Origin of the sequence: Pseudoteredinibacter isoporae (genome assembly GCF_011602085.1) — a bacterium.
Taxonomy (GTDB): Bacteria; Pseudomonadota; Gammaproteobacteria; order Pseudomonadales; family Cellvibrionaceae; genus Pseudoteredinibacter; species Pseudoteredinibacter isoporae.
In genome coordinates, this window is sequence record NZ_JAAONY010000001.1 from 232,992 (window position 1) to 258,739 (window position 25,748).

The following is a 25,748-nucleotide window of genomic DNA, read 5'->3' on the forward strand; positions in this document are numbered from 1 at the left end:
TGCAATGCTGATTTAAAACAAACATTGGGAAGGATCGCAAGGCCATAGAGGTTGAGAATCGTACATATCAAGATTCCTTGCGATCTTCCAGGCGCTGGATCATCAAGCGAATTGCTTTTTTCCGACGACGCATTTTTTCCAATTGCTCGTTCTGATCATCCTTGCCGGTATCAGCTTCAAGTTTGGCCAATTCCTGCTTGAGTTCCTCATAGTCGTCTTTTAATTCCTGCAGGGACTGGGCACGTTCAGCCTTATCAAAAACAATGGCTTCCGGCTCGGGCTCTTCACTGACCTTCGCACGGTAACGAGGTTGGGGGATAAAGCTTTGCTCGCCGACCTGACGTTGATTCATAAAATTCGGCGAAACAATCTCCACACCAGCACCGTGCAAACTGTCCAACATATGCTTGCGCAATTTACTGCGTGCAGAAAGCAATTGCCGAACATTTTGCAAAAAACCCGCCACACGGTAACAAACGGAGAAATCCCCGAGATCCATGACATACACAAAGGGCTCTTCCAGACCGGCATCAACAGCCGCTTCTTTTAGCAGTTTTTCAATCGCATGATGGTCCAGCTCGTAACCAAGAGTCACTTCCGCCGTAACCACCGTACCGCTCGCATGGACGACCTTAACCGGATTCGCCGCCACATAGACATTGGGGAGCGTCAACAGATCACGATCTTCGGTTTGAATTTCAATATGAAATAAATCCTGCTCAGTAACGCGGCCAAAATAATTATTGACCTGAATAAAATCACCGGGCTTGAAGTTTTCCAGAGAACGAATCATCAACCCCGCCATGGCATTGGCCGCGATGGTTGTCGAAGACAGCGTTATAATCGCCGTGAGCAACAAACCCAGCATAGTCAACAAATTACCCTGCAGACTGTCACTCACCGGGAGAACGATGATGGCACCACACAATGCCACCAGAACCACCAACAAGGTCATCCACTGGCTGCGGTAACGTGCCCCCTCTGATGGCTCACGACCTTTTTTGCTCAGGTAGAACAGTAAAAGCCCGGCAATGGCCACCACCGCCAACAGTGGCAAAAGCGGCAATAATAAACCGGGAAGTTGGGCTAAAAGCGATTCCAGTTTAGCCATAGTCAGATCCTTTTACTGTTTACCCTGTTCTTCATTTCAATGTTCTGAAGAACAATCTTATTGTGCCGCTTTGAGCGCTTGATCAATATCGGCAATGATGTCGTCAATATGTTCAATACCAATCGACAGACGAACCATTTCTTCACTCACACCCGCCGAGGCCAATTCTTCCGGCGAAAGCTGACGGTGAGTGGTGCTGGCGGGGTGACAGGCCAGAGACTTGGCATCCCCGATATTTACCAAACGCAAAATCATTTGCAGGGCATCGATAAATTTACCCCCGGCTTCACGGCCACCTTTAATGCCAAAACTCAAGATACCGGACGCACGACCGCCACAGATTTCCTGACAGTTGACATGATGGGGGCTATCGGCCAAACCGGCATAATTCACCCAATTTACTGCTGGATGCTGCTGTAAAAACTCTGCCGCCTTTTGCGCATTCTCACAGTGACGCTCCATACGCAGAGACAAGGTTTCCAGCCCTTGCATGATCAGGAAAGCGCTGTGAGGAGAAATGGCGGCACCGGTATTGCGCAGGGGCACTACTCGACAACGACCGATGTAGGCCGCTTCTCCCAGGGCCTCGGTATACACCACACCATGATAAGAAGGATCAGGAGTGTTCATCACCGGAAAGCGTTCTTTGTGAGCCGCCCAATCGAATTTTCCGGAATCCACAATCGCACCGCCAATTGTGGTGCCATGACCACCGATGTATTTGGTCAGGGAATGTACAACGATATGCGCACCCAGCTCAAAGGGGCGGCACAGACTTGGGCTGGCCACAGTATTGTCCACAATTAACGGGACACCATGGGCATTGGCGATATCCGCCCAACGCTTCAAGTTAACAACATTGCCCGCCGGATTACCGATGGATTCGCAAAACAAGGCCTTGGTATTTTCATCAATCAAGCCTTCAATTGCGTCGAAATTATCTGCATCAACAAAACGCGTTTCGATGCCCTGACGAGGAAAAGTGTGCGCAAATAAATTATAAGTACCGCCATATAGCTGTGACGTACTGACAATATTGCTGCCCACTTCCGCAATCGCTTCAATCGCGTATCGAATTGCTGCCATACCCGAGGCCAGGGCCAAAGCACCAATACCACCTTCCAGAGCCGCCAGACGCTTTTCCAATACGTCAGTGGTCGGGTTCATAATGCGGGTATAAATATTCCCGGGAACTTTCAGATCAAAGAGATCGGCACCGTGCTGGGTGCTGTCAAAGGTATAGGAAGTGGTTTGGTAAATCGGGGTGGTAGCGGAATTGGTGGTCGGATCGCCTTCGTATCCGCCGTGCAATGCTATGGTTTCGGGCTTCATGTAAACTCCATGCTTACTTTTTGTTGGAATAGCCCTCTATTGTGATAGCTGCTGCCGCCCTGAGCAAGAGCGGCAGCAATCACTTACTCGTCTGCCTGGCTTCCCTCAATCCATTTCGCAATGACAAGACCGGCCAACAGCCAACTGATTACGGAATCTACAATCATCACCAAAACATACGGGGTCGAGAAATTCATCCAGTTCCAGTATGGGAAATGTCCCACAAAACCGATGATCAGCCCGAGTAAACAGATGTAGCCCAATCGCTGGCCATAGGACAGGCCATGGGTCATGCGCAGCGCCATCACCACCAGAAAGGCCGAGATGATGTAACACAGTAAGCCCACACCCAACGTGACCGGCATATTGAGATGATATTCCGGGACAATACTGGCGAACATGGACGCGCCGCCTTCCTTAAAGCCTTCTTCCTCAAAGGGCAAAAAGTAGATGCCGGCTTCCGGGGCCTGGGCTTTAATGCTGGCTTCCATGGCCGCTTCATCGCTGAACCTGTGGGATACATCCTGATGCCAGGATAAAACCGTCCAGGAGACAAAGCCCCAGAAGAACATAATGATGCCAGCCACAACGCTGGCCATAAGAACTTTTTTCATCACTAAACTCCGCTTCTTGTTATTGTTAAACGGTCACCATGAAACTGTGGTGGGTCGCACCGTATCGCAAAGAGTCATAAATGCCTGAATATGAATCTAGGGCGCCTCTGAATAATGCGTCTTTGTTCAGAGCCACCTTAGTCAAACCTTAACAGGACTGGCTTTCATGTTAAAGTTAGCTTTTTTACTGCGGAAGCCCAATGAAATACAAAGATTTGCGCGATTTTATCAAGCTGCTCGAAAAACGTGGCGAGCTGAAGCGCATCACCGTCCCCGTAGACCCCAAGCTGGAAATGACCGAAATCTGCGATCGCACCCTGCGCGCTGGTGGTCCAGCGCTGTTGTTTGAAAACCCCAAAGGTTCTGACATCCCGGTTCTGGCCAATCTTTTTGGCACGCCTGAGCGCGTTGCCTTGGGCATGGGCGAAGAAAGCGTCGAAGCGCTTCGGGAAGTGGGCAAATTGCTTGCCTTTTTAAAAGAACCCGAACCACCGAAAGGTTTAAAAGACGCCTGGAGCAAAATGCCCATCTTTAAAAAGGTGCTCAATATGGGCCCCAAAGTGCTCAGCAAGGCGCCCTGTCAGGAAGTGATCAAACGCGGTGAAGATGTCAATCTTGATGAGATTCCTATTCAAACTTGTTGGCCGGGCGACGCGGCACCTTTGATCACCTGGCCACTGGTGATTACTCGCGGTCCCAACAAAGAACGACAAAACCTCGGCATTTACCGCATGCAGAAGCTGGGTAAAAACCGACTGATCATGCGCTGGTTGAGCCATCGTGGGGGCGCTTTGGACTTTCGCGAGTGGCAGGAACAGCATCCCTGTGAGCCCTTTCCTGTCAGCGTTGCACTGGGCGCCGACCCGGCCACCATTCTTGGTGCGGTGACGCCGGTCCCGGACACATTGAGTGAATACGCCTTTGCCGGTTTACTGCGCGACGATAAAACGGAAGTCTGCCAGTCCACCAGCAATAATCTTCAAGTGCCCGCCAGCGCCGAGTTTGTACTCGAAGGGTTTATCTACCCGGATGATATGGCCGACGAAGGCCCTTACGGTGACCACACCGGCTACTACAATGAAGTGGATCGTTTTCCGGTGTTCACGGTAGAAACCATCACACATCGCAAGCAACCGATTTATCACAGCACCTACACCGGAAGACCGCCCGATGAACCCGCTGTTTTGGGTGTGGCACTGAATGAAGTGTTCGTGCCTATTTTACAAAAACAATTCCCGGAAATTGTAGATTTCTACTTGCCTCCCGAAGGCTGCTCCTACCGTCTTGCGGTGGTGACGATGAAGAAACAATATCCCGGTCATGCCAAGCGTGTCATGATGGGCGTTTGGTCTTTCCTTCGCCAGTTTATGTACACAAAGTTTGTGATTGTAACTGACGATGACGTTAATGCCCGCGACTGGAAGGATGTCATCTGGGCAATCACCACTCGTATGGACCCGGCCCGCGACACCACTATGGTGGAAAACACACCCATCGACTATCTGGATTTTGCGTCACCGGTTTCCGGTCTGGGCTCCAAAATGGGAATGGATGCCACGAATAAATGGCCCGGGGAAACTGATCGTGAGTGGGGCGAGGCAATCACCATGGATCAGGCCGTAAAAGATAAAGTGGATGAACTCTGGGATCAGCTGGGCATTGAGCTGCCGGAGAAAGATAATAAACTGATTTAACGCAGAAACAAAAATCTTGCGGCCTGAATAAACCGCAAGATTTTTATAAAGGTATTAAGCAAAGGTATTAAGCAAAGACATTAAGCCGGCTTGGGCAGCGGCAACTTCGACTGAACATTCGCAGCGCTTTTTAAACCCTGCTGATAGTATTGCGTACTGAGTTCATGCTCGCCCATGGCGGCCAACAGACGGCCCAATTCAGCACAAGCTTCCGGACCAGGCTTCTGTTTGATTGAACTCTGATAATACTCCTTGGCCTTACCCCAAAGTTCATTGCGCAAACTCAAACGCGCCAGGCTCAACAGCAAAGCCGAATCGGCAGGACGTTGTTTCAGCCAGTTTTCGGCCTGAATCAGTTGGCGATCCAAATCTTCACCTGCAACCAGACCGTAGAGGGTAATCAACTCATCCTGCCAGTCTTTCTGCAAGTGACGGCGCAGCAGATTTTCGGCAATGGCATCGCCATCGTAGCGACGCAATTGCTGCACATATGCGGCAACCATGGCTGGACGTTTCTTCACGTCTTTTGGCAAGTCTTCCCAAACTTCCTGCAAACGCGCGATGGCGTTTTTGGTTTGCATGCGACTGGCCTGCTCACCGGCCAAATCAATCAACGCCAGATACAAGGTGTCCGAGAGCGCAAGGCGTTCTTCTTCGCTACCCACTTTATTGCGATTCAATTCGGGCAGCAAGCGCTCCAGAGATTCCCAATCTTCCAGTTCGGTGTACACATTGCGTAAATATTCCAACACCAAAACATTGCGCGGCGAGATCTTGCGTGCTTTTTCAAGCGTTGCTACGCACTTTTCATAGTTTTTGGCGGAGAACTGAATGCGGGCCTGGGTAATAATAATCGCCAGGCTGTCTTCGGACGCAACCTCTTCCGCTTTGAGCAACAGCTCATTGGCCTGGGTTTCATCACCCAGCTCGTGGGCACTGCGAGCTGCAGCCAGATAGTTTAGTACCGGTGCTTGAACATTATGTGCAGACTTCAAAAGATCTTTACGAGCGGCTTTGAAATCACCCTCGATAAATTCAACTAAGCCTTTTTCCGTGCGCTTTTGGGCAGCGGCGGCACTGCCGAAGAGAATAAAGCCGGTGCTCTTTTTAACAAGATTAACGCTACCTCTGGTTAACCTTATCACCAACCAAACCAGAAAAATAACGACAAAAGACAGTATAAATGCAGCCCAAAAGCTCATCTCAACACTGTAATCACCATAAGCTATCAGCACATAACCACTGTCGTGCTGAACAAGATAATCCAAGCCAACAACCGTACCAATAATCGCAAAGATAATAAGCAGCTTGCGCTTCCAACGAATTCTCATATTACGCCTCCTCAGTCGCACTGGACTGTGGAGCTTGAGGTTGAGTAGATTTCACCTTATGTAAACGTTCAATGTAAACTCTTAACTGTTCGAGCGATGACGTGATATCAGGGAGAGGCACAACAACTTCTTGGCTTTCCAACTCATCCAGCTCAGCAATAAATGCTTCGATTTGACTGTTGGGTGGAAACTGAGTTTGCAGCCATTCTCGCGCCTGTTGAATAGACGTTTCGTAAATAACGTTTTCTTCTCTGAGCATTGCCAATTGAGCGCGCTCAATCATAAAACGCAGATTCAATTTCACATAAGCTTGAGCTTCAGGAGGCAGCAGTTTATTAACAGGTTGATTTCTGCGTATTTCTACAAAGTGCATTAAGTAGTCGAATACATTTGTCGCCACATCCTCAACGCGATGTTGCCAAGTGACGTTATCAGGCAATTCAGACTCTTTAACAGAAACGTCTCTTTCAGCCATCGGCGTACGCTTCGGTAAGGTCGGCAAGTTATCAATCTGTTTTGCCAAACCCGCCATACGCAAAAACAAACCATCGCGATCGACTTTAGGCGCAAGCTTTAAGGCTGCCAGATCTTCGCCAATGGCCTGGCGAATCGGGAACAAATCAACGTCATCCATTTCCGCAAGAATCTTGTCGGCGGTTTCCAACAAACCCTGGGCACCTTTGGTAGCACGCTCAGTCAGCAAACGCTGATTGGCCAGTCGCAACAGATACTCGGCTTCGGCCAACAACCAATCATCACGGCTGGTTGAGGAGATGCTGATTAATCGTTTGTTGTGAGCATCCAGGCGCTGATGAACAGCCTGAAGGGAATCCTGTACCGTTTGGGCGACTTCATCAGTACCCGCAACCGAGGCTGTTACCGTTTGTTGCTCACTTTGCAATTGCTGCAGTTTTTGTGACTGGCTTTCAATCAGAGCGGACATTTCAGCTTGTCGACTTTTGTCCTGCTGCCAAAACTGCCAGCCGAAATAACCGCCAGCGCCAACGGCGCCACACAGCAATAAAACGATTAGCCAGATAAAAAAGCCCGCGCCGGAGCGTTTTTCCTTTGCCGCAGGCTGCTGAGATTTTTTACTCTCGCTGCTGGCCGGCTTAGCCTTCTTCGCTTCGGCGTCTTTTTTCTCGGGCTGAGATTCTTTTGGGGGCTGAGGCTCTTTCTTCTCGGGCTCGGACGGTTTATTTTCCAGCTCTGGCTGTTTGTCCTCAGCCTTGGCCTTGTCATCGGCCGGCAATTGTTCTTTGTTGTCTGTATTGCTCATGTGAACTCCATTTGTGCAAGGTCACCCTAGCAGCGGGGTTTTAAAAATAATTCTCTTTATGTCGGCTGTTGAGCAGCGAGTTGCTGCAATACCGTTAACATGGCTGGCTCACCAGCGTTACTGGCGGCGTGAACCCTGTCAAAACCCAGGCCTGTGGCCAGTTCAGCCACACGCTGGCTTGGGCAAATCAATTCATCGTGTTTCCAGGAGGTCAATCCAGCCTTCTGAATCCCCTGGTGCAAATTTTCCAGAGACTCACCACTGTGCACCATTATCACTCGGCGACCGTCGCTTTTTGCAAAGGGACTTGCCGCCAAAGCCTCTGGCAAACCCTCGGGACAAGCGCGACGGTACAACTCGCAATAGTCTACTGTAGCACCTCTTTCACGTAATGCTCGGGCCAGGGTCTCTCTGCCGCCCTGCCCTCGAAAAATCAGTACCTTTTTATCGCTTAACTCCTGCAACGCTGGCAACGCCAGAAGCGCTTCGCTGTCCATGGCACCTTCGGCCTGGGCCATTTCTGCAAACCCCATATTCGCTGCCGCTTCAGCCGTTGCCGCGCCGATGGCTAAATACTGTTGCCCCATGGGGAGCTGCGGCCAGTATTGATCAATCCATGACTCTGCGTATTTGACGGCGTTTTGGCTGATAAAGATGACGTAGGGGTAGTGATCAAAGTCCAAAATCCGGGATTTGATCGCCGCCACGGCCTGGGGTTCGTCCAACGCAATGATCTGCATACAGGGCACATGGAAAAGCTGCCCCCCTGCCAACTCAATTCGTTGGGGCAGCGACGAAGCGGCGCCCCGAGGTCGACATAAGAGCACATCCAGGCCAGTAAAGTTCATTGTGCTCATTACCTTTAAACCTAAGCTGAATTAGGCCGGGTTAAGCCTGCACGGTACTACCGTAGACTTTATCCAGAATGTCTTTGGCGCCAGCCTCCAGCAAACGTTCGGCCATCGCCACACCCATTGCCTCGCCACTGCCGTGCTCGCCTTCCGCTTCCTCGAAAAGCATTTTGCTGCCATCGGGATCGCCCACCAGACCGCGCAACCACAGCTTCCCATCCCGTTCGATAGCGTAGCTGGCAATTGGTACCTGACAACCGCCTTCCAGACGGCGGTTCATAGCGCGCTCGGCGCGGACGCATCGTGCGGTATCTTCATCGTGCAGTGGTGCCAGTAATTCACGAGTTTGCTCATCATCAACGCGACACTCGATACCCACAGCTCCCTGGCCACCGGCAGGCAAGCTGACCTCGGGGGCTATAAATTCGCGAATACGCTCAGCCATTTCCAGGCGAATCAACCCCGCCGCTGCCAGAATAATGGCCTGATATTCACCGGCATCCAGCCTGGCGAGTCGGGTATTGACGTTACCGCGCAGGAATCGAATATCCAGATCCGGGCGGGCTGCCAGCAGCTGGCACTGTCGGCGCAGGCTGGAAGTACCCACTACAGCACCTGCTGGTAGATCATCGAGTTTGGAAAAATCGTTGGACACAAAGGCATCGCGGGGATCTTCACGGGGGCAGATCACGTCCAGCCCCAAGCCTTCGGGAAATTCCATTGGCACATCTTTCATGGAATGCACCGCGATATCGGCTCGGCTTTCAAGCAGGGCGTGTTCCAGCTCCTTAACGAACAAACCTTTGCCACCCACTTTCGCCAGCGGCACGTCAAGGATTTTGTCGCCTTTGCTCACCATCGGAACGAGGATGACCTCAAGTCCAGGGTGATGACGCTCAAGTTCGGCTTTGACATATTCGGCCTGCCAAAGGGCCAGGGCGCTTTTACGGGTAGCGATGCGAATGGATCGGGACATGGACGGGGCACTTAATCAACAAATCAAGCGCCCATAATACCAGAGCGAAGAATTCGCTCCTATGTTTTAACTTGCCGAATAAGGCCAAACAGGGCTGTACAAAAAACCGACAAAGACCCTATTAAAAAGGCTCCTCAACCAATTCCTCAACCGGCTGACTCGCTTGCACCGGCTCGCACGCCAGACTTGTCAGCAAACGATCGGCCGCACGACGACCATCATTGAGAAATTCCTCATTGGAACTCAATGCCGCCAGCAATTGAACGTTGAACAACAAGCTGACAATGCCCCAGGCAACTTCACTGCGATCAGTATCGCTGGCCTCAGGATAATCAACCCGAATAACCTGGCACAGCACAAGAACAAAGTTACGGTGCCATTGGGTCATTTGTTCTTTGATGGCGGGATACAAATCAACACCGGAAACCAACGCTTGTGCCACCAAAACTCTGCGTCGTTCTTCTTCACTGGTGTCAGTAAAAAAATAATCGAGCAAGGCGAGGCTGGTATTGGAAGATGGCATGGCAGCAAGAAATTTGCGTGCCTCTTCGCGGGAGTTTTTTATGTAGCGATCCGCCAGGGCCTGAACCATTTTGTCACGGTTGCCAACATGGTAACGCAACAAACTGCGGCGTAAACCAGATTCTTCAGCAATGCGCTCGAGAGTTGTACCCTCGATGCCCAGTCGAGCAACACATCTCTCGAAAGCATCGAGTATTTCTTCTGTGCGTTCTGCTTTAACACTGGGTCGTGCCATTTTGGTTTCGCCTCCCTGTCGAATTCAGATTGTTGTCGCGGATACTAACACAGGGATTTAGGCGAAACATTATTTCAAGTCAGGGATAGAGACCTTATTCAAGAAAAAAACAAGTCTTATAAACCTTTGGCTATAAATAAAATGCTCTAATGAAATATTCACTCAAAAAACAGACAGTAGACTGTCAAAAATGAAAATAAAACACTGGGTTGTTTTTCAGCTTTGGCAAACTAAAACCCTAAAAACACCCGAAAAGATCGACGTTTTCGACGTTATCCAACTGCTGTCACGCTTCAGCAGTTACGTTTTTTAAAAACAAAAAAGCCTCGATACAATCGAGGCTTCTGTGATGTTTTTATTCGAAAAAGAAAAACTACATCTCGGCTAACATCGCACGAATTTTACTAACGTGGCGACGGCTAACGACAGGTTTCTCCTCACTATCACGTAAACGCATAACATAATGTCCTTCTGGCGCTCGCTCCATTCCTTCAATGTAAGAACGGGCAACCAGAGCGTTACGGTGAATGCGAATAAAGCTGGCTTCAAATTCGGATTCCAGCTCTTTCAGAGTGTCGTCGATCAGGGTTTCACCCCCACGGTGGTAGACCGTGACATATTTTTGATCGGCCAGAAAATAAAATATATCTTCCAGGGGAATCAGCTCAACACCGCGTCGAGTCTTTGCACTGATATGTTTGCGGGCATTGGGACGATCCGCTTTATTCATATCATCCAGCGCCGCGATCTGCATGCGATTCAATTTGCGCGCATTTTGCAGAACCTGCTCCAGTTGCTCCTGGCGCACCGGCTTCAGCAAATAACCCACCGCCTGGGCCTCAAAAGCCTCAACAGCGTGCTTGTCATAAGCCGTGCAAAACACCACCGCTGGAGGATCTTCCATGGTGGAAATGCGTTTCGCCGCGGACAAACCGTCTTCGCCGGGCATGGAAATGTCCATTAATACAACATCTGGGCCAGCCGCTTTAATCGCCTGAAGGGCCTCGTCGGCACCGGCTGCCTGAGCTACGACCTCACACTCTTCCATGCGGGAAATCATACGAACCAGCCGTTCTCTGGCCAGCGCCTCATCATCGACGACCAAAACATCCATGATTGTGCTCATTACTAGATCTCACTTGTTTTTACTGTGTTGAATTATAGCTATCGGCAGCAGCTTATAAATTCTTCAATTGGTAACGAATATTAATTGTGTAAAGTTCGTCACTCTGCTCGATATTCCACTTCACCTTGTCGCCAAAATGCCCACGCAGGCGGGCCAATACATTATTCAGAGCCAATTGATTGCCGGAAGAACGCGCATTTTGAGCGAGCGGGTTGCTCATCATTAAGTGTAGCTCGTCATTCTGCATCAGCACCTGAATCTGGATAGTGCCGCCTTCCGGAAGGTGATGAACACCATGTTTGATGGCATTTTCCAGCAAAGGTTGCAAAACCAAACTCGGAATTGGCATAGGCCAGGCCTCTTCTGCCACATCCCACTCTGTATGTAAGCGCTCACCCATGCGAAGCTTTTCCATCGCCAGATAACGCTCACAGAGGGTAATCTCATCGCGCACACTCACCAGCTTGGGCTCTGCCAGGCTGGCCCGGAACAGCTCACTCAGATCCTCAACTGCCTGCTCGGCCTTTTCGGGATCAACATCAATCAGACAGGCAATGGTATTCATGCAGTTGAACAAAAAATGCGGCTGAATTCTCGACTGTAAGGCCTGCAACTGGGAGTGCAGATGGGCCTGTTGTTGATTGCGGTACTGCTGCTGTAAATACATATAACGCAGACCAATGCCGGTAATCATCATCGAAATCAGCAGAAATTGCCCCAAATGCCAGTAATTGAGCTGCAAAACGTGGCCATACTGACCAATGACAAAGCCAAAGAAACTCAAGGTCAGCAGCTGCACAATCAAAAAGCAGCTTACCCCCGCGATGGCCGGGTGGCGCTGATTCAGCCAGTTGGACATCAGTGCCAGCACCAAAAGCGACGCCAGCGCGATCCACTGCACCGCCAGAGAAACCATGCCCAGTTTCTGCCAATCGAAATCCTGTAAGCCAAAAGCCGCCAGGCTGAGCACAATCGCCAGCAGCTCGCAGACGAGCACGATGCCCAATGCCACAGGCGGGCTTTTTAAATCCGGTAAAAAATCGCCTTTGATATTCAGGGCCTCGTTGACCCCCTGTTCCAGCTGGCGCTTTTTATTTTTTATCGTAAACAAACCGTCTCCCAACCCCTCCCCCGGGGAAGGCCACTATAAACAAGGCAAGATTGTACGGTTTTCATCACATTTCGGCTGGGCTCAAAGGTCCAATGGTTGATCAGTTATCATGGGCGGCTTCAGGCACTATAATGCCAGCCCCAATAGCAGGAATCCGGCCGCAAGGCAGGCAACCAGCTTACACTAATTATGAAAAAGCCAGGATTTAACCATGAGCGATAGCCAAAACGACGCCACCAATCAGCAATGGGGCGGTCGCTTTAGTGAGGCAACCGATGCCTTTGTACAACGTTTTACCGCGTCGGTGCAATTTGACCAACGTATGTATAAGCAGGATATTCAGGGCTCCATCGCCCACGCTACCATGCTGGCTGAAGCCGGTGTACTGAGCGAAGACGAGCGAGATGCCATCATTCAGGGGCTAAAAACCGTCCAGGGCGATATCGAAGCCGGCCGCTTCGACTGGTCGATTCCCCTCGAAGACGTGCATATGAATATCGAGTCTGCACTGACCAAAGCCATTGGTATCACCGGGAAGAAGCTGCACACTGGCCGTTCGCGCAATGACCAGGTCGCCACCGACATCCGCCTGTGGCTGCGCGACGAGATCGACCTGATCAGTACGGAAATGAACCGCTTGCAAGATGGCCTGATCAAGCTGGCCGCTTCCGAAGCCGACACGATCATGCCCGGCTTTACCCATCTGCAAACCGCTCAACCGGTGACCTTTGGGCATCACTTGCTGGCCTGGAATGAAATGCTGGAACGCGACTTTGGCCGTTTACAGGATTGCCGCAAGCGTCTGAATCAGTCACCTCTGGGCGCCGCCGCTCTGGCCGGTACCAGCTACGCGATTCAACGCGATATGACCGCATCTTTGCTGGGTTTCAGCAAGCCCACCGAAAACAGCCTGGACTCGGTATCTGATCGTGACTTCGCCATTGAATTCTGCGCCTTTGCCAGCTTGCTGCTGACCCATATGTCGCGCATGTCGGAAGAACTGGTGCTGTGGACGTCAGCCCAGTTTAACTTCATTGATTTGCCCGACCGTTTCTGCACCGGCTCTTCGATTATGCCCCAGAAGAAGAACCCCGATGTGCCTGAACTGGTACGCGGCAAAACCGGCCGTGTGAATGGCCACCTGATCAGCCTGCTGACGCTGATGAAATCACAACCACTGGCCTACAACAAAGACAATCAGGAAGACAAAGAGCCCTTGTTCGATGCGGTGGATACCGTTAAAGACTGCTTGCGCGCCTTCGCGGATATGGTGCCGGCTATTGAGGCGAAGTCAGAGGTAATGCTCGAAGCGGCCAAGCGCGGCTTCTCTACCGCAACCGATCTGGCGGATTATCTGGTGTGCAAAGGGGTGCCCTTCCGGGATGCCCATGAAATCGTCGGGAAGTCTGTGGCCTATGGCCTGGAGAACGACAAGGATCTGTCGGAAATGAGCTTGAGCGAACTGCAACAGTTCAGCGATCAGATCAGCGACGATGTGTTCGAAGTACTAACTCTGGAAGGCTCCGTTGCCGCCCGCAACCATATCGGCGGTACAGCACCAAATCAGGTGCGCGAAGCCGCCAAACGCGCACTGGCCTTATTGGCCGAGCGAACCTAGATCAGGTCTTGGGCCTGCCTTCAGTGGCGGGCCCTCTGTTGTTTTCTTCACTTTTCTCTCCATTTCCCGCCGTATTTTTTCTGCACCTGATCGTACTCTTTCCTTGCCTGTTTCCAGCAAATTCACCTTTAAAACCCGAAATAGCATTCTTTGGAATTGTTAAATATTGCGAACACTATGTAAAAGATATTTGACATGGCTATAGGCAAGCCCTAAGCTTTGGGCATGTTAAGTATTTTTTACATTTAGTTAATATTTTCATACAGGAGCGAGGAGATTCAGATGTCTTATAGAGAACAAGTGTTGTGGGTAGATGCGCTGCTTATGCTGGGTTTGATTGGCTACACCGTGAAGCAACTGCTGCTGGGCGGGCATGAAGCGTTGTTCAATATGGAGCAAGCGTACGACGTTGTTTCAAGCGTGCTGTATATGGCAATCGTCGCCTATGTGCTCTGTCATATCGCGATCGCAGCCGTCTCCAGTAAAGATACTGAAGAAGCCCGGGACGAACGCGAGCAACAAGCGGCGCAATTGGGTGCATACTGGTCCGCCACCATCAGTCAGACCACGATTGTGCTGGCACTGGTGCAGTTCGGCCTGACGGTTCAGTTTGGTGGCACCCGGGAAGAACTCAGCCTCGCGCACCCTTTGTTATTGCTGCTGATAGGATTGATTCTGGCGGAATTGAGTAATGCCGGACGACAGCTCTGGTACCTGTACCGCGGTGTATAATGGCCGGCGGAGAGACTTATGAGCACATGTAAAATTAACAATCAGATCCGCCGTTTAAGATTCGAAAACGGCGAGATGACCCAACAGGCACTGGCCACGGAAGTGGGGGTTACCCGGCAAACCATTCTTGCTATTGAAGCCGGGCGCTACTCACCTTCACTGGAAGTCGCGTTTAAAATAGCCCGGACCTTTAATGAACCTCTCGAAGCCGTATTTCAATATGAACCCGAGCCAGCGTGAAAAGCCGGCTCAGGATTCCACTTTGGTGACATAAACCCAGACATTGCTTAAACCAACAATAATCGGTGGACGGGCCACGCGAACATTGTCATTGGCCTCCGCTTCACCAATCACTTCCTTGCAGTAAGTAAATTTCAAATCCAGCATCTCCTTGCGATACGGTGCGCAGGCAAACATTTGGCGGGCGCTATTCAACTGTAAAACATCGCCGGTGCTGAGCGGCCCCGTTGGATCATTAAAGAGCGCGTTTTGCCAGTGCTTGTCACGATAGCGACCAATATAAATGTAACCGGATTCCTTCAGGGAAAGATCATCGTCTCCGCGGGTGATAATGCCGGGAGCTTGAGCGGAAACGTGGGTATTTTTTGGGGCTTTGGTTTGCTGAACCATTAAGGGAACAGCCGGCTGGCTGTATTGAATATAGGCGTAGCAAAGTGCGATCAGTCCGAACAGGGCCAAAGAAAGAAGAGAAACTCGCAGGTTTTCACCCATGTCCTGCAAAAGAAGAAAACCCAGCACCCCCAGGCAAAACAAGCAGCTGGCGATAATGCCCTGCGGACTCGCCAATGCCGCCCATAACGCCGGCAAACTGGCGTGAAAAACCAAATCCATTAGTACACCTCCCTGTAAGAGGCCCAATGTAGAGATAGATGCCGCCCAGATCAAGCACCGGACAGTTACACCTTATTACAAGCTATCAATCAAATTGGCCTTCGCGCAATCGCTTAAAATAGTGCCTTGCTGCAGCGTTCACTTTCGGGGCCAGCATAAAGCTCGAAATCATTGTTGGAATGGCCATGATGGCATAGACACCTACCAGCAAACCGTTAACCACATCCAAAGAAACCACCGCACCGAGAACAATCAAAAAGATATAACAGGGTGTGTAGTAGTGCTGACGCTCGGCACCAATCAAAAAGCCCAAACACTTGGCGCCGTAAAACCAGTAGGTGACGATGGTACTGAAGCTCAGCAAGGCCACCATCAAGATCAGCAAATAAATTCCACCACTGGGGAACACACTTTCAATCGCTGCTGCCGTCATGGTCACACCGGCACCCGCATCGGGATCCTGCCAAACCCCGGTCAACAAAATGATCAAGGCCGTACACGTGCATACCACCAGCGTGTCGACAACCGGACCAATCATAGCGACGACCCCTTCACGAATAGGTTCCTCGGTTTTGGCCGCACCGTGAGCCATGGACTCCGTGCCAATGCCTGCCTCATTGGAAAAGGCGCCCCGTCGTACACCAATCATAATCACGGTACCCAGTGCGCCACCCGCTGCTGCCTGCCCCGTAAAAGCATCTGTGACAATCAGCGCAAACATCGCAGGAATCTGCTCAATGTATTGGAACAAGACAAAAGCCGTGAACAACAGATAAATCGTGACCATCGCCGGCACCAGTCGAACAGTCAAACGACCGATACGCTGAATGCGACCAATGATGACGACAACGGTCAACAGCGCCACACAGCTGCTGGCAATAAAATCAAAACCCAGATGGGAGTCGGCGCTTGCCCAACCCGAAGGGATTGCCACGGCATCACGCAACAGCTGAATCAGCTGATTGGCTTGAAACACCGGCAAGGTGCCAATCATCCCCGCCAGACAAAACAGATAGGCCAACGGTAAAAAGCCTTTAGGCAAGGCTTCACGAATCACGTACATTGGGCCACCCTGGGTTTCGCCCAGACTGTCTTTTCCGCGAAACATGACCGCCAGAGAAGCGGTATAAAACTTCGTCGCTACACCGATCACCGCCGTTACCCACATCCAGAAAATGGCGCCCGGCCCACCGGCAGCAATCGCAATCGCGACACCGGAAATATTTCCAAGCCCCATCGTGCCGGCCAACGCGGTAGACAAGGCTTGGGAATGGCTGACCTGCCCCGGCGCACTGGGGTCGTCATAGCGGCCACGCAATACCGCCACGCTGTGCCCCAAATAAAAATAGGGTTGCAAGCGCGAGTAGATGGCAAAAAATAAACCGCCACCCACCAACAGTACCACCAGAGGCGTGCTCCACATGGCATCGGCAAACTGGTTCAGGGCAGACTCAATTCGGGGAAGGTACTCGGCAACAGACATATTATGGGCTTTTATTAGATTGCATGTTATGAATTGGCGGGCAACTGACCGTTCTTTCACGCCTGCGCCAATGAAAACAGGCAGTATACCCTGTGCCACCAGCCGTGGGGATCAAATTCAAGCAATCCCCCATCCATCATCCCCCATCCATCATCCCGCGCCCACAACCTCCAACTAAACTGACCGCGCGCGAGGCAACACAACCAGCACTATTTATAGTGCTGGTTGTGTTGCGGTCGCTGCCGGTAATTTTTATCGCATCAAAGACCATGAATAAAAACCAGGGCAATCTGAAACAGGGTGTTCTGAACGCTCCCCACTTCACCCACAATTCTTTGTCAGCGAAGACAGCAGGCAAAGAATAATGATACCCAAACAGTTATTGACGCATATCAAGATCAGTCGCCGGCGAGCGGCGTAATCTAGAAGAGTAGAAAGTAACCCTGAAACTCTGTCGAGGATAAGACAATGACCGTAACTGCCGCTGTAATGATCGTCTTCTTAGCGGGTATTTTTGCTATTTTGACCGTAGGGTCTCTGTTGGCCTACGCGATTGATGCGCGTGTTGATCACGGTGAGCACTGATCCTGTCCGGCAAAACTAAACGGTGGCGAGCGCCAATAACGGATGCTGTAGATTCTCATAGCTGTCTTTTTCAGCAGCCGATCGCCACCAGGCTTCTGTCGCATCATCACCCGGAAAATAGCTGTGCAACTTGAGTGTTCCCCCAGCGCTTAGATTCATCGGCTCAATTCCCGTCACAACGGTTTTCATGCGATAACGGCTTTCCGGCAATTTCACTTCGATATCGTAGCTGGAATCGAAACGCACTTGTCGAGCACGCTCTGGCCAGTTATCGGGAATACCAGGATAGGCTTCCAGCCACTCCATCAATTCATTCAGCTTGGCATCGTTGGTCAGCAATTGCTGTTCTTTTACCTGCAAGAGCAAGGCACAGCTGAAATCTTCCCAACCTTCGATCAAATGACGCATCCCTTCTTCCGAAAAGAACAGGTGATACATGTTCATTTGTAATCCAGCCTCGCAGGCAACACCGGCACGCATCCCAGCTTGGCGCATTAAACTCAACCAGGCGCGATTAAACATCAGCACATCGCCGAGATTGTTTACGATAAACGAGGGATAGGGCTCATGCTTTAACAGCATCCAGCTCATCTGTCGCTTCAGACGCTTCCCCATGCCAGATGGGTTGGCCGTGGAAATGGGCAGAAAGCCGGCCGATTGCAACAGCAGATTGCTTTCGCGGGAGGACAGATCAAATTCCTGCTGCAAGCGCTGAACCATACCCCGACTCGGGCGGCTGCGGCCGGTTTCCAAAAAGCTGATATGGCGGCTTGACGTACCAAGGCGAGCGGACAACTGGGCCTGGGAAAGCCCCATCTGGGAACGCCAGAACTTGAGCATCCGCCCGAAGGCAGCCTCTTCATCGGCCAGCTCTGTGTCTGACTTCGTGTTGAGCTCATCTTGGCTCAATGTTACCCCCGCACCTGACAGAACTGGTCGAAAATGACACCCTCCATATGGTTTGACCGTAAGTGTCATTACCTATGAGGGAATTGCCGGGAGATTATAGGCTGTGTCACACTGTTCAGCAATTTGCAGGCTCGTTTATCCACGCCTACCGGCACCCGAAATGAGCGCTAATGCCAAGCCAATACAACGTAATAAATCTATCGTGAACAGCTTAACGACAAGCCTTGAAACCGGCCGCTCTCAAGCGGCGCCGTCAGCATCGCAACGCTCATTGCGCATTTGCCTTTTGGGCTACCGCAGTGCTCCGTTTGTGGGCGGACAAGGCATCTACATCAAATACCTCAGTAAAGCCTTGGTTGACGCCGGCCATCAAGTGGATGTGATTTCCGGCCCACCCTATCCCGATCTCGACCCCCGGGTGAAACTGATTGAAATGCCCAGCCTGGATTTATTCAGTGCGCCCAATCACGTGACGGCGTTACGACCGCGACATTTGAAATCTTTCAGTGACACCTTCGAATGGTGGAGCATGCTCACTGGTGGTTTTGCCGAACCTTACACCTTCAGCCGACGCGTAGCGAAGTATTTAAAACTTCACGGTCATCGTTACGATTTAGTGCACGATAACCAGTGTCTTGGCTGGGGGCTGTTAAGCATTCAAAAACGCGGTCTGCCTGTGGTCGCCACCGTGCACCACCCAATTACCCGGGATCGACAACTTGCTCTCGACGCAGCGCCCAACTGGAAACACCGATTGCTGGTCAAACGCTGGCATTCTTTTTTGCGCATGCAAAAGCGCGTAGTGCAGAAGTTGAATCACATTGTTACGGTTTCTGAACAGTCGCGCCATGACATCGCCGATGCCTTTGATATCGACAGCAAAGATATCAGTCTGATTTACAACGGCATTGATACTGATACGTTCCGCCCCCGGGATGATGTTGAGAAAGAAAGCTTTCAACTGATTACCACCGCTTCCGCTGACCAACCCCTGAAGGGCTTGCGTTATCTGTTGGATGCCATGGCCGAGCTGGGCGACGAATTTCCACAGCTCACATTATTGGTGGTTGGCAAATTACGCGAAGATGGCGCCACAGCCAAACAATTGAAGAAGCTTGGCCTGGGTGATCGCGTACGCTTTGTTTCCGGCATCAGCACAGAAGAACTGGTGCAACATTACAATGCCTCAACCATCGCTGTTTCTCCGTCCTTGTATGAAGGCTTTGGCTTGCCCGCAGGTGAAGCCATGGCCTGTGGCACACCGGTGATTTCCAGTGATGGCGGCGCCCTGCCCGAAATTGTCGGAGATGCCGGCATCACGGTAGCGGCTGCGGACGCTCCGGCTCTGGCAAAAGCCATTGCCGAATTATTAAAAGATCCGGCTCGTCAAAAAACCATGGGCGAAATCTGCCGGGAACGAATTGAACAAAGCTTTAGCTGGAAAGTCGCCGCCGAACAATTCGGTCAATACTATCTGCAGATGCTGGCCGAAGAGAAATAATTAAACGATGCAAACCATTAACTTTCAGCGCCTGGAACTTAAAGACGGCGAGCGATTTCTGGATGTTGGCTGTGGCGAAGGCCGCCACACCATCGGTGCTTATCTGCACGCCAATGTTGAAGCCATCGGTGTGGATCTGAGCGAGAAAGATCTCGACATCGCCCGGGAACGAGTTGAGCAATTTATTGACAAAGACAATTCCGAAAAAAGCATTCGCTTCCAACAGGCCAATGCCCTGGAACTGCCCTTTGAGGACAACAGCTTCGATAAGGTGATTTGCTCGGAGGTGCTGGAGCACATCCCTGACTTTCAAGGTGTGCTCAAAGAACTGCAGCGCGTCGTTAAAGAAGATGGTGTTATCGGCATCAGCGTACCCCGAGCCTGGCCGGAAGATATTTGCTGGCGCCTGAGCGACGAATATCATAAAACCCCGGGCGGACACATTCGAATTTTTAATGCCACCCATCTTCGTCGAGAAGTGGAAGACCTCGGCTGGCAACGTTACTACCGCCATTGGGCGCATGCACTGCATGTGCCCTATTGGTGGTTAAAGTGCAAATACTGGGGACAGGAAGATGATCAGGTTTGGGCTTTGCGCAATTATCATAAATTTCTGGTTTGGGATCTAATGCAGCAACCCCTGCTAACCCGAGTGCTGGATAAAATGCTCAATCCGCTAATGGGTAAGAGCATTGTTATGTATTTCAAGAAAAACCCGACGACGGAACAGGGCAAATAATTATGGACGGCTTACTGCTGAGCAAAGGTCTGTTCCCCGAGCAATTTTTGCGTAAAACCGTAGATTATATTTTAAGCCAGCAACTGGACGATGGCTTGATTCCCTGGTTTGAGGGGCATAAAGCCGACCCCTGGGATCACACTGAAGCCGCCATGGGCCTCTCGATTGCTGGTGAATTTGACGCTGCAGAAAAAGCCTATCAATGGCTGGCCGACCATCAATTGGATGACGGCAGCTGGTACGCCAACTACCAGGATGGCAAGGCGCTCTATAAAGAAAAACGCGAAACCAATTTTATTGCATACATCGCTACCGGCGTTTGGCACCATTATCGGATCAGCGGAAATCGGGAATTTTTGGAACGTCTGTATCCGGCGGTTAAAAAAGCCATTGACCTTGTAGTCAGCATGCAAGCACCTACCGGGGAAATTTACTGGGCCATTGAAGAAGATGGCCAACCATTTAAAGACGCCTTGGTCACCGGTTGCTCTTCTGTTTACAAAAGCCTGGAATGCGCCATCGCCATTGCCGAAGAACTCGAGCAGGATTGCGGCCACTATATCGAAGCCTATAAAAAATTAGGGCTGGCCCTATCTGAACACCCTGAATATTTTGATCGCACCTGGGAAAGCAAAGCGCGCTTTTCCATGGATTGGTTTTACCCGATTCTTGCAGGTGCAATTCAAGGTGATGCGGCTAAACAACGTATCGCCGAACGCTGGGAAACCTTTGTGCGTGATAATATGGGCTGCCTCTGTGTCAGCGATGAGCCCTGGGTTACCATCGCTGAATCCTGCGAATTGACCATGGCGCTATTGGCCGCCGGCGAACATGCCAAAGCCGTGCAAGTGTATAGCTGGCTGCATCAATGGCGCGACAATAAAGATGGCGCTTACTGGACAGGTTATCAATACAAAGAAAATATTATCTGGCCTGAAGAGAAAACGACCTGGACCGCCGGTGCGATTTTGCTGGCAGCTGATGCCCTGACTCAACACACTCCCGCCTGGAATATCTTTCAGTGCTCCCAGTTGGGCATTGACGACCAAAACCGTAAACCCCTTAGCAATAAGAAAAGCGTCAGCCTGGCCTAAGCTGGCGCATCTTCAAATAACCGCACAACTATAATGTGCCCACCCGTGCAGCGATGGGCCAGACGATTTTCTTTTCTTCTCCAGCATTCCAATGCTGTCCGAGCCGTTTGAACCAGTCGTGAAATATTGCCAACTCATTTCGTTTGGCAGCAGCTTTGTAGGCTGACCAAGTTGAGATATAGCCAAGCAACGCCTCAAAAGACATACTCATTTCTATGCTGACATTGGGCAGTACAATTTCATCAAAGGGAAAATACAGATTGCTATAACCGTCTTCCACCGGACGACGCTGTTCAGGCCAGAAACCAAAACAATCCTGCCAATAGCCCTGCTGAAACACTGCATTGACCGGGTCGTCGATATACGGCACACCGTAACTGATCAGAGCCAACAGAGCATGCGGTTTTGCGACTCGCCGAACTTCCTGATAAAAGCGTTCCAGATCAAACCAGTGAGCAGCCTGTGCAGCAACAATTAAATCGGCACAGCGATCACCGACGCTGAGCCGTTCGGCAGAACCCAATTGGTATTGGATATTGTTACGAGAAAATGCTGACGAAATTTGCTCCGCGCTGTTATCCAGAGCAATCACCTGTTTGAAGTACTTTGCCAACACCTCACTTAACTGACCGCTGCCACAACCGACATCAATCACCACATCACGCTGCTGACACAAGTTCGCCAGTGTTTCCCCCAATTGATCCGGATAGCTTGGCCGATAGTTACGATAATCTTCCGAGGCGATGGAAAACGGGTTTTCAGTGTTAACCGCGGTTGTTTCACCAGCGATTTTTTTGGACTGTTCAACACGCTGCGCAAAGGATTGCTCAGCCAAAGCAATGCGGGCTTTTCGCAAAGTGTCCCTGAGCGGAATGCGTATCTCCTTTTCCAACTGCCCAACCGCGCTCAGAACCCCCAGCCAGTGAGGCTGTAACACCTCCAAGGCTTGCTCACCCTGCCTGGAAAGGGAGATGACACTCTGGCGAGCATCCTCGCCACTTTGCTTCTCAATAAGACCATCATCCAGCATTAAACGCAGGCTTTGGCTTACCGCTCCCTGGGTCAGGGCAAGGTTCTCGGTGAGCGCACTGACAATTTTCGGGCCGCTGGCCAATTCTCTCAGTATCGGGGTATAGCGCGCGCGATAGGGAAACGGTAACTGTTTGTACCAATCGTCCATGTCCGCATCGGTCATCTCCAGCAATTGTCGAAGGGCCTCGCCCAGGCCAGGGGATCTTTGATAGCTCATATCCCGATAATACATTAGCGCTAATGTATTTCAATATCATTGGGAAATTGAGAGTCAAAGAAAGGAAGGAAATCGGGCGCCAACCGCGCCCGGGACGCCTATTTACGGCGGAACAAACCCAGAGTGTTCACCATGGGCAGTTCTTCGAAAAGCCCGGAAGCCTTGGCCAGCTTCCAGATATTGTAAGGGGCCTGACCACCATCTGCGGGATTGGGGAAGATATCGTGAATGGCCAGAATACCGCCGGGCTTGATGTGACTTACCCAACTTCGATAATCAGTTTGGGCCGCCTCTTCACTATGACCACCATCGATAAAGACCATGCCCAATGGGGTGTTCCAACCCTTCGATGCCACAGCAGAGCTGGCCACGATTGGAACGACGGTTTCTTCTAATCCAGCGGCACGCATGCTGGCCCGAAAGACTTTAAAACTGTCCATCAACTCAACACTGCTGTCGTACAGATCCGGATCGTGATATTCCTCACCCAGTTGATGCTCTTCAGACCCCCTATGGTGATCAACAGCGTACACAATATTGTCACTGCCCTTGCAGGCCGCACCCAGGTACACCGTAGATTTTCCACAGTAGCTGCCTACTTCCAGCACCGGGCCGAGCTTGCAGCTTTGCTGAGCGTGTTGATAAAGCGCTTCGCCTTCATCCTGGGCCAGAAAGCCTTTTATCTGATCAATATCAACGGGCAATGCAATGCTCATTCTTTCTCCTATAGCCGTGCTGCAGCGTTTATTCGATGGCACATTTAATAGTTAAAAAAGGACTAAAGCAATGCCCGAAACCGTCAAATTTGTTCGTAGACCGAAGCGACAATAGCTGACAAGATCATTTCTTACCGAGTAAGAATCTCGGCCAGGAAACGAAGAGGTATACCCATAAACCCAGAACCCATTCCAGCCCCTCGGGAGGGAGTCATCATGTCGCGCCACGGACTTTTCAAAGCACTCTTTTCTTTTGCTCTTCTCACCCTTGGCCAACAGGCCAGCGCACAAATTATTATCGGCCCTCCTGCCTCACAGGAGATTCCCATTTTCGGAGCTCCCTTATTACTGGTTTTGGGGGGATTCATGATGTTTCTTGCGTATAAATTTGGTTTAGCGAAGCAAGCGAGGCGATCCAGCCTTGCCTTGCTCGCAGGCCTGTTGGGCATCGCCAGCATTGGCAGCGCGCTCTACCCGCTTACCGAAGCTCATGCTGGCACCGCATCATCACCCAACATTATTAACATCACTACAAATGCTCAGAATGGCCATGCCATTCTGATTTCCGGTGGTAGCAACAACGGCTTTAACCGCTACAACAATAACAGTGGTATTACTCTGGAAGTAAAAAGTATCACTCTGCCTGGAACCTGTAATAACAGTGCCACTGCAAATCAATGCTCGGTCGGCTTGTCGATTGCCAATGGGGATTTTTGCGCAATCGACTGCAATTAAAGGCTCAACCTTCTTCCGAAGAAAAATCGTGTGCCTGGGGCTTGCCCTGGGCATCAACCGCAACCATAACAACCTTTTCCACTCGTATGATGCCCTGCTTGTTTTCCTTGTTGCGCACTTCGCACGCCAGGCTGATGGAGGTTCGCCCAACGGCGACGGTTTCGATTCCAATTTCAACAATATCTCCAAGCACCGCAGAAGACAGAAAGTTAATTTCCGACATATATTTCGTGACCAACCGCTTGGTGCCCAACTGGCAACTGGCGTAAATGCCGGCCTCCTCATCGATCCAACTCAATAAAGCCCCACCAAAAAGCTTGGCGGCGGGGTTCAAGTCTGCGTGTTTCACCGCGCGACGGTTTAAGTACTTCATGGTCTGCCTCTTAATATCCATTTACCCATAGGCTTAACCAAAAAGCATGCCAAACAAAACAAGCTTAAAACCCCGCCCTTTTCCAAAACCTGCACCAGGCTATCGCAGCTTCGCTCAAACTCCCGGATTTTCGCGCTGTATTTGTGCAAAGTGACCACATACGCTTGAAAGCTTAGATGTTATGCTCTTCCACTATCGCTCATTGGATTTTGGAACATCATTGTGAGACAAGAGCACCGCCCTTATTGGCTTAAGAAACTCGGCAGTCAGTTTAACGCCTGGTGGATAGAAAAATTTCTGCGGCCACAGTTTGATCACCTCGGCAAAGGCGCCGCTATTCTCGAGCCACGCAGCATCGAGGTTTTTGGGCGGAACATCGAAGTGGGCGATTACGCTCACATCATCAGCTCTTCATACAAGCCGGTACGCCTGACCAGTTGGAGCGGTAAAAACCTGGACGGCCAAATTAACATTGGCAATTACTGCCTGCTCTCACCAGGTACTACCATTACCTCAGCCGTTTCCATCACCATTGGTGACAACTGCATGTTTGCAGCCGACTGCTATATTGCCGATAGCGACTGGCATGGGCTTTACAATCGCCTGCGCCCTTTTCGCTGTAGCAGGCCCATCGTACTTGAAGATAATGTTTGGATTGGCCATGGCGCCAAAGTCGGAAAAGGCGTGACCATCGGAGAGAACTCGGTAGTTGCAGCCGGCGCCGTTGTGGTCAAGGACGTACCTGCCAATGTGGTTGTGGGTGGCAACCCCGCCAAAGTTATCAAAACACTTAACCCGAACCGTCGTATGCTGAAACGCGAACTCATGTTTCAGGATGGTGACTTCTATCAACAGAACCAGGCTGATCTCGATCGCTGGGTCATGCGGGACAACAGCTTTCTCGGCTGGTTAAAATCCATCTTCCAACGCAATAAAAGCCATTAAAGCCTGAGAATTAATTAGGTAGAATGCGCTCAGTC

The 25,748-nt window shown here is 50.9% G+C and carries 25 protein-coding genes; 9 read left to right on the forward strand and 16 right to left on the reverse strand.

Translation table 11 applies throughout. The annotated features are described in order from the left end of the window. Window positions 1–67: 67 nt before the first annotated feature. The 3 genes from G8768_RS00970 to G8768_RS00980 form a co-directional block, all read right to left on the reverse strand. Complete coding sequence (locus G8768_RS00970) at window positions 68–1,111, reverse strand: mechanosensitive ion channel family protein (protein ID WP_166852769.1); 1,044 nt, start codon at window positions 1,109–1,111, stop codon at window positions 68–70. A 57-nt stretch (window positions 1,112–1,168) separates the two neighbouring features. Next, window positions 1,169–2,443, reverse strand: coding sequence for an O-acetylhomoserine aminocarboxypropyltransferase/cysteine synthase family protein (locus G8768_RS00975; RefSeq protein WP_166852767.1), 1,275 nt, complete (start codon window positions 2,441–2,443; stop codon window positions 1,169–1,171). Window positions 2,444–2,526: 83 nt separating this feature from the next. Then, a complete protein-coding gene (locus tag G8768_RS00980; RefSeq protein WP_166852765.1) occupies window positions 2,527–3,057 on the reverse strand; it encodes a hypothetical protein in 531 nt (176 codons plus the stop codon). Window positions 3,058–3,257: 200 nt separating this feature from the next. Here G8768_RS00980 and ubiD point away from each other — a divergent pair, with 200 nt between their 5' ends. Beyond that, window positions 3,258–4,751: a 4-hydroxy-3-polyprenylbenzoate decarboxylase gene (ubiD, locus tag G8768_RS00985; RefSeq protein ID WP_166852762.1), complete on the forward strand. Its 1,494-nt coding sequence runs from the start codon at window positions 3,258–3,260 to the stop codon at window positions 4,749–4,751. 80 nt (window positions 4,752–4,831) lie between these two features. Here ubiD and G8768_RS00990 read toward each other — a convergent pair whose 3' ends face one another. From G8768_RS00990 to G8768_RS01020, 7 genes are all read right to left on the reverse strand, one after another. Then, a complete protein-coding gene (locus tag G8768_RS00990; protein ID WP_166852760.1) occupies window positions 4,832–6,082 on the reverse strand; it encodes a heme biosynthesis HemY N-terminal domain-containing protein in 1,251 nt (416 codons plus the stop codon). A 1-nt stretch (window position 6,083) separates the two neighbouring features. Beyond that, window positions 6,084–7,361: a uroporphyrinogen-III C-methyltransferase gene (locus tag G8768_RS00995; RefSeq protein WP_166852758.1), complete on the reverse strand. Its 1,278-nt coding sequence runs from the start codon at window positions 7,359–7,361 to the stop codon at window positions 6,084–6,086. 56 nt (window positions 7,362–7,417) lie between these two features. Next, window positions 7,418–8,218, reverse strand: coding sequence for a uroporphyrinogen-III synthase (locus G8768_RS01000; RefSeq protein ID WP_166852756.1), 801 nt, complete (start codon window positions 8,216–8,218; stop codon window positions 7,418–7,420). Window positions 8,219–8,249: 31 nt separating this feature from the next. Beyond that, entirely contained in the window at window positions 8,250–9,188 is a 939-nt protein-coding gene (gene hemC, locus G8768_RS01005) for a hydroxymethylbilane synthase (RefSeq protein WP_166852754.1), read from the reverse strand. A 121-nt stretch (window positions 9,189–9,309) separates the two neighbouring features. Next, window positions 9,310–9,945, reverse strand: coding sequence for a TetR/AcrR family transcriptional regulator (locus G8768_RS01010; protein ID WP_166852752.1), 636 nt, complete (start codon window positions 9,943–9,945; stop codon window positions 9,310–9,312). A gap of 373 nt (window positions 9,946–10,318) precedes the next feature. Further along, complete coding sequence (locus tag G8768_RS01015; RefSeq protein ID WP_425328652.1) at window positions 10,319–11,071, reverse strand: LytR/AlgR family response regulator transcription factor; 753 nt, start codon at window positions 11,069–11,071, stop codon at window positions 10,319–10,321. Window positions 11,072–11,123: 52 nt separating this feature from the next. Further along, the gene (locus tag G8768_RS01020) at window positions 11,124–12,182 is read right to left on the reverse strand and encodes a sensor histidine kinase (protein ID WP_166852750.1); all 1,059 of its coding nucleotides are present in this window, start codon (window positions 12,180–12,182) and stop codon (window positions 11,124–11,126) included. 211 nt (window positions 12,183–12,393) lie between these two features. On the opposite strand from G8768_RS01020, the gene argH reads away from it, so the two are divergent. From argH to G8768_RS01035, 3 genes are all read left to right on the forward strand, one after another. Continuing rightward, window positions 12,394–13,800 carry an argininosuccinate lyase gene (gene argH / locus G8768_RS01025; RefSeq protein ID WP_166852748.1) on the forward strand — a complete coding sequence of 469 codons (1,407 nt, stop codon included), beginning with the start codon at window positions 12,394–12,396 and terminating at the stop codon, window positions 13,798–13,800. A gap of 282 nt (window positions 13,801–14,082) precedes the next feature. Next, on the forward strand, window positions 14,083–14,532 hold the full coding sequence (locus tag G8768_RS01030; RefSeq protein ID WP_166852746.1) for a hypothetical protein: 450 nt from the start codon (window positions 14,083–14,085) through the stop codon (window positions 14,530–14,532). 18 nt (window positions 14,533–14,550) lie between these two features. After that, a complete protein-coding gene (locus G8768_RS01035) occupies window positions 14,551–14,772 on the forward strand; it encodes a helix-turn-helix transcriptional regulator (RefSeq protein ID WP_166852744.1) in 222 nt (73 codons plus the stop codon). 9 nt (window positions 14,773–14,781) lie between these two features. Here the strand turns inward: G8768_RS01035 and G8768_RS01040 are convergent, their stop codons facing one another. The 3 genes from G8768_RS01040 to G8768_RS01050 form a co-directional block, all read right to left on the reverse strand. Further along, entirely contained in the window at window positions 14,782–15,384 is a 603-nt protein-coding gene (locus G8768_RS01040; RefSeq protein ID WP_166852742.1) for a hypothetical protein, read from the reverse strand. Window positions 15,385–15,469: 85 nt separating this feature from the next. Beyond that, window positions 15,470–16,867 carry an alanine/glycine:cation symporter family protein gene (locus G8768_RS01045; protein ID WP_208020049.1) on the reverse strand — a complete coding sequence of 466 codons (1,398 nt, stop codon included), beginning with the start codon at window positions 16,865–16,867 and terminating at the stop codon, window positions 15,470–15,472. A 600-nt stretch (window positions 16,868–17,467) separates the two neighbouring features. Then, on the reverse strand, window positions 17,468–18,361 hold the full coding sequence (locus tag G8768_RS01050; RefSeq protein WP_166852740.1) for a helix-turn-helix domain-containing protein: 894 nt from the start codon (window positions 18,359–18,361) through the stop codon (window positions 17,468–17,470). Between the two features lie 160 nt (window positions 18,362–18,521). On the opposite strand from G8768_RS01050, the gene G8768_RS01055 reads away from it, so the two are divergent. The 3 genes from G8768_RS01055 to G8768_RS01065 are packed head-to-tail and all read left to right on the forward strand — an operon-like array spanning window position 18,522 to window position 21,695. Further along, window positions 18,522–19,862 carry a glycosyltransferase family 4 protein gene (locus tag G8768_RS01055; RefSeq protein ID WP_166852738.1) on the forward strand — a complete coding sequence of 447 codons (1,341 nt, stop codon included), beginning with the start codon at window positions 18,522–18,524 and terminating at the stop codon, window positions 19,860–19,862. A gap of 7 nt (window positions 19,863–19,869) precedes the next feature. Next, window positions 19,870–20,601 carry a class I SAM-dependent methyltransferase gene (locus tag G8768_RS01060; protein WP_166852736.1) on the forward strand — a complete coding sequence of 244 codons (732 nt, stop codon included), beginning with the start codon at window positions 19,870–19,872 and terminating at the stop codon, window positions 20,599–20,601. A gap of 2 nt (window positions 20,602–20,603) precedes the next feature. Beyond that, window positions 20,604–21,695: a prenyltransferase/squalene oxidase repeat-containing protein gene (locus G8768_RS01065; RefSeq protein WP_166852734.1), complete on the forward strand. Its 1,092-nt coding sequence runs from the start codon at window positions 20,604–20,606 to the stop codon at window positions 21,693–21,695. A 28-nt stretch (window positions 21,696–21,723) separates the two neighbouring features. On the opposite strand, the gene G8768_RS01070 is transcribed toward G8768_RS01065, so the two are convergent. Together G8768_RS01070 and G8768_RS01075 are read right to left on the reverse strand one after the other, a co-directional pair. Then, window positions 21,724–22,944 carry a methyltransferase domain-containing protein gene (locus G8768_RS01070; RefSeq protein WP_166852733.1) on the reverse strand — a complete coding sequence of 407 codons (1,221 nt, stop codon included), beginning with the start codon at window positions 22,942–22,944 and terminating at the stop codon, window positions 21,724–21,726. A 98-nt stretch (window positions 22,945–23,042) separates the two neighbouring features. Next, entirely contained in the window at window positions 23,043–23,660 is a 618-nt protein-coding gene (locus tag G8768_RS01075; protein ID WP_166852731.1) for a class I SAM-dependent methyltransferase, read from the reverse strand. 216 nt (window positions 23,661–23,876) lie between these two features. Here G8768_RS01075 and G8768_RS01080 point away from each other — a divergent pair, with 216 nt between their 5' ends. Further along, window positions 23,877–24,395: a midcut-by-XrtH protein gene (locus tag G8768_RS01080; protein WP_166852728.1), complete on the forward strand. Its 519-nt coding sequence runs from the start codon at window positions 23,877–23,879 to the stop codon at window positions 24,393–24,395. Between the two features lie 4 nt (window positions 24,396–24,399). On the opposite strand, the gene G8768_RS01085 is transcribed toward G8768_RS01080, so the two are convergent. Continuing rightward, window positions 24,400–24,768: an acyl-CoA thioesterase gene (locus tag G8768_RS01085; RefSeq protein ID WP_166852725.1), complete on the reverse strand. Its 369-nt coding sequence runs from the start codon at window positions 24,766–24,768 to the stop codon at window positions 24,400–24,402. Between the two features lie 222 nt (window positions 24,769–24,990). On the opposite strand from G8768_RS01085, the gene G8768_RS20905 reads away from it, so the two are divergent. After that, complete coding sequence (locus G8768_RS20905) at window positions 24,991–25,713, forward strand: acyltransferase (protein WP_341800952.1); 723 nt, start codon at window positions 24,991–24,993, stop codon at window positions 25,711–25,713. The last annotated feature ends 35 nt before the right edge of the window (window positions 25,714–25,748 follow it).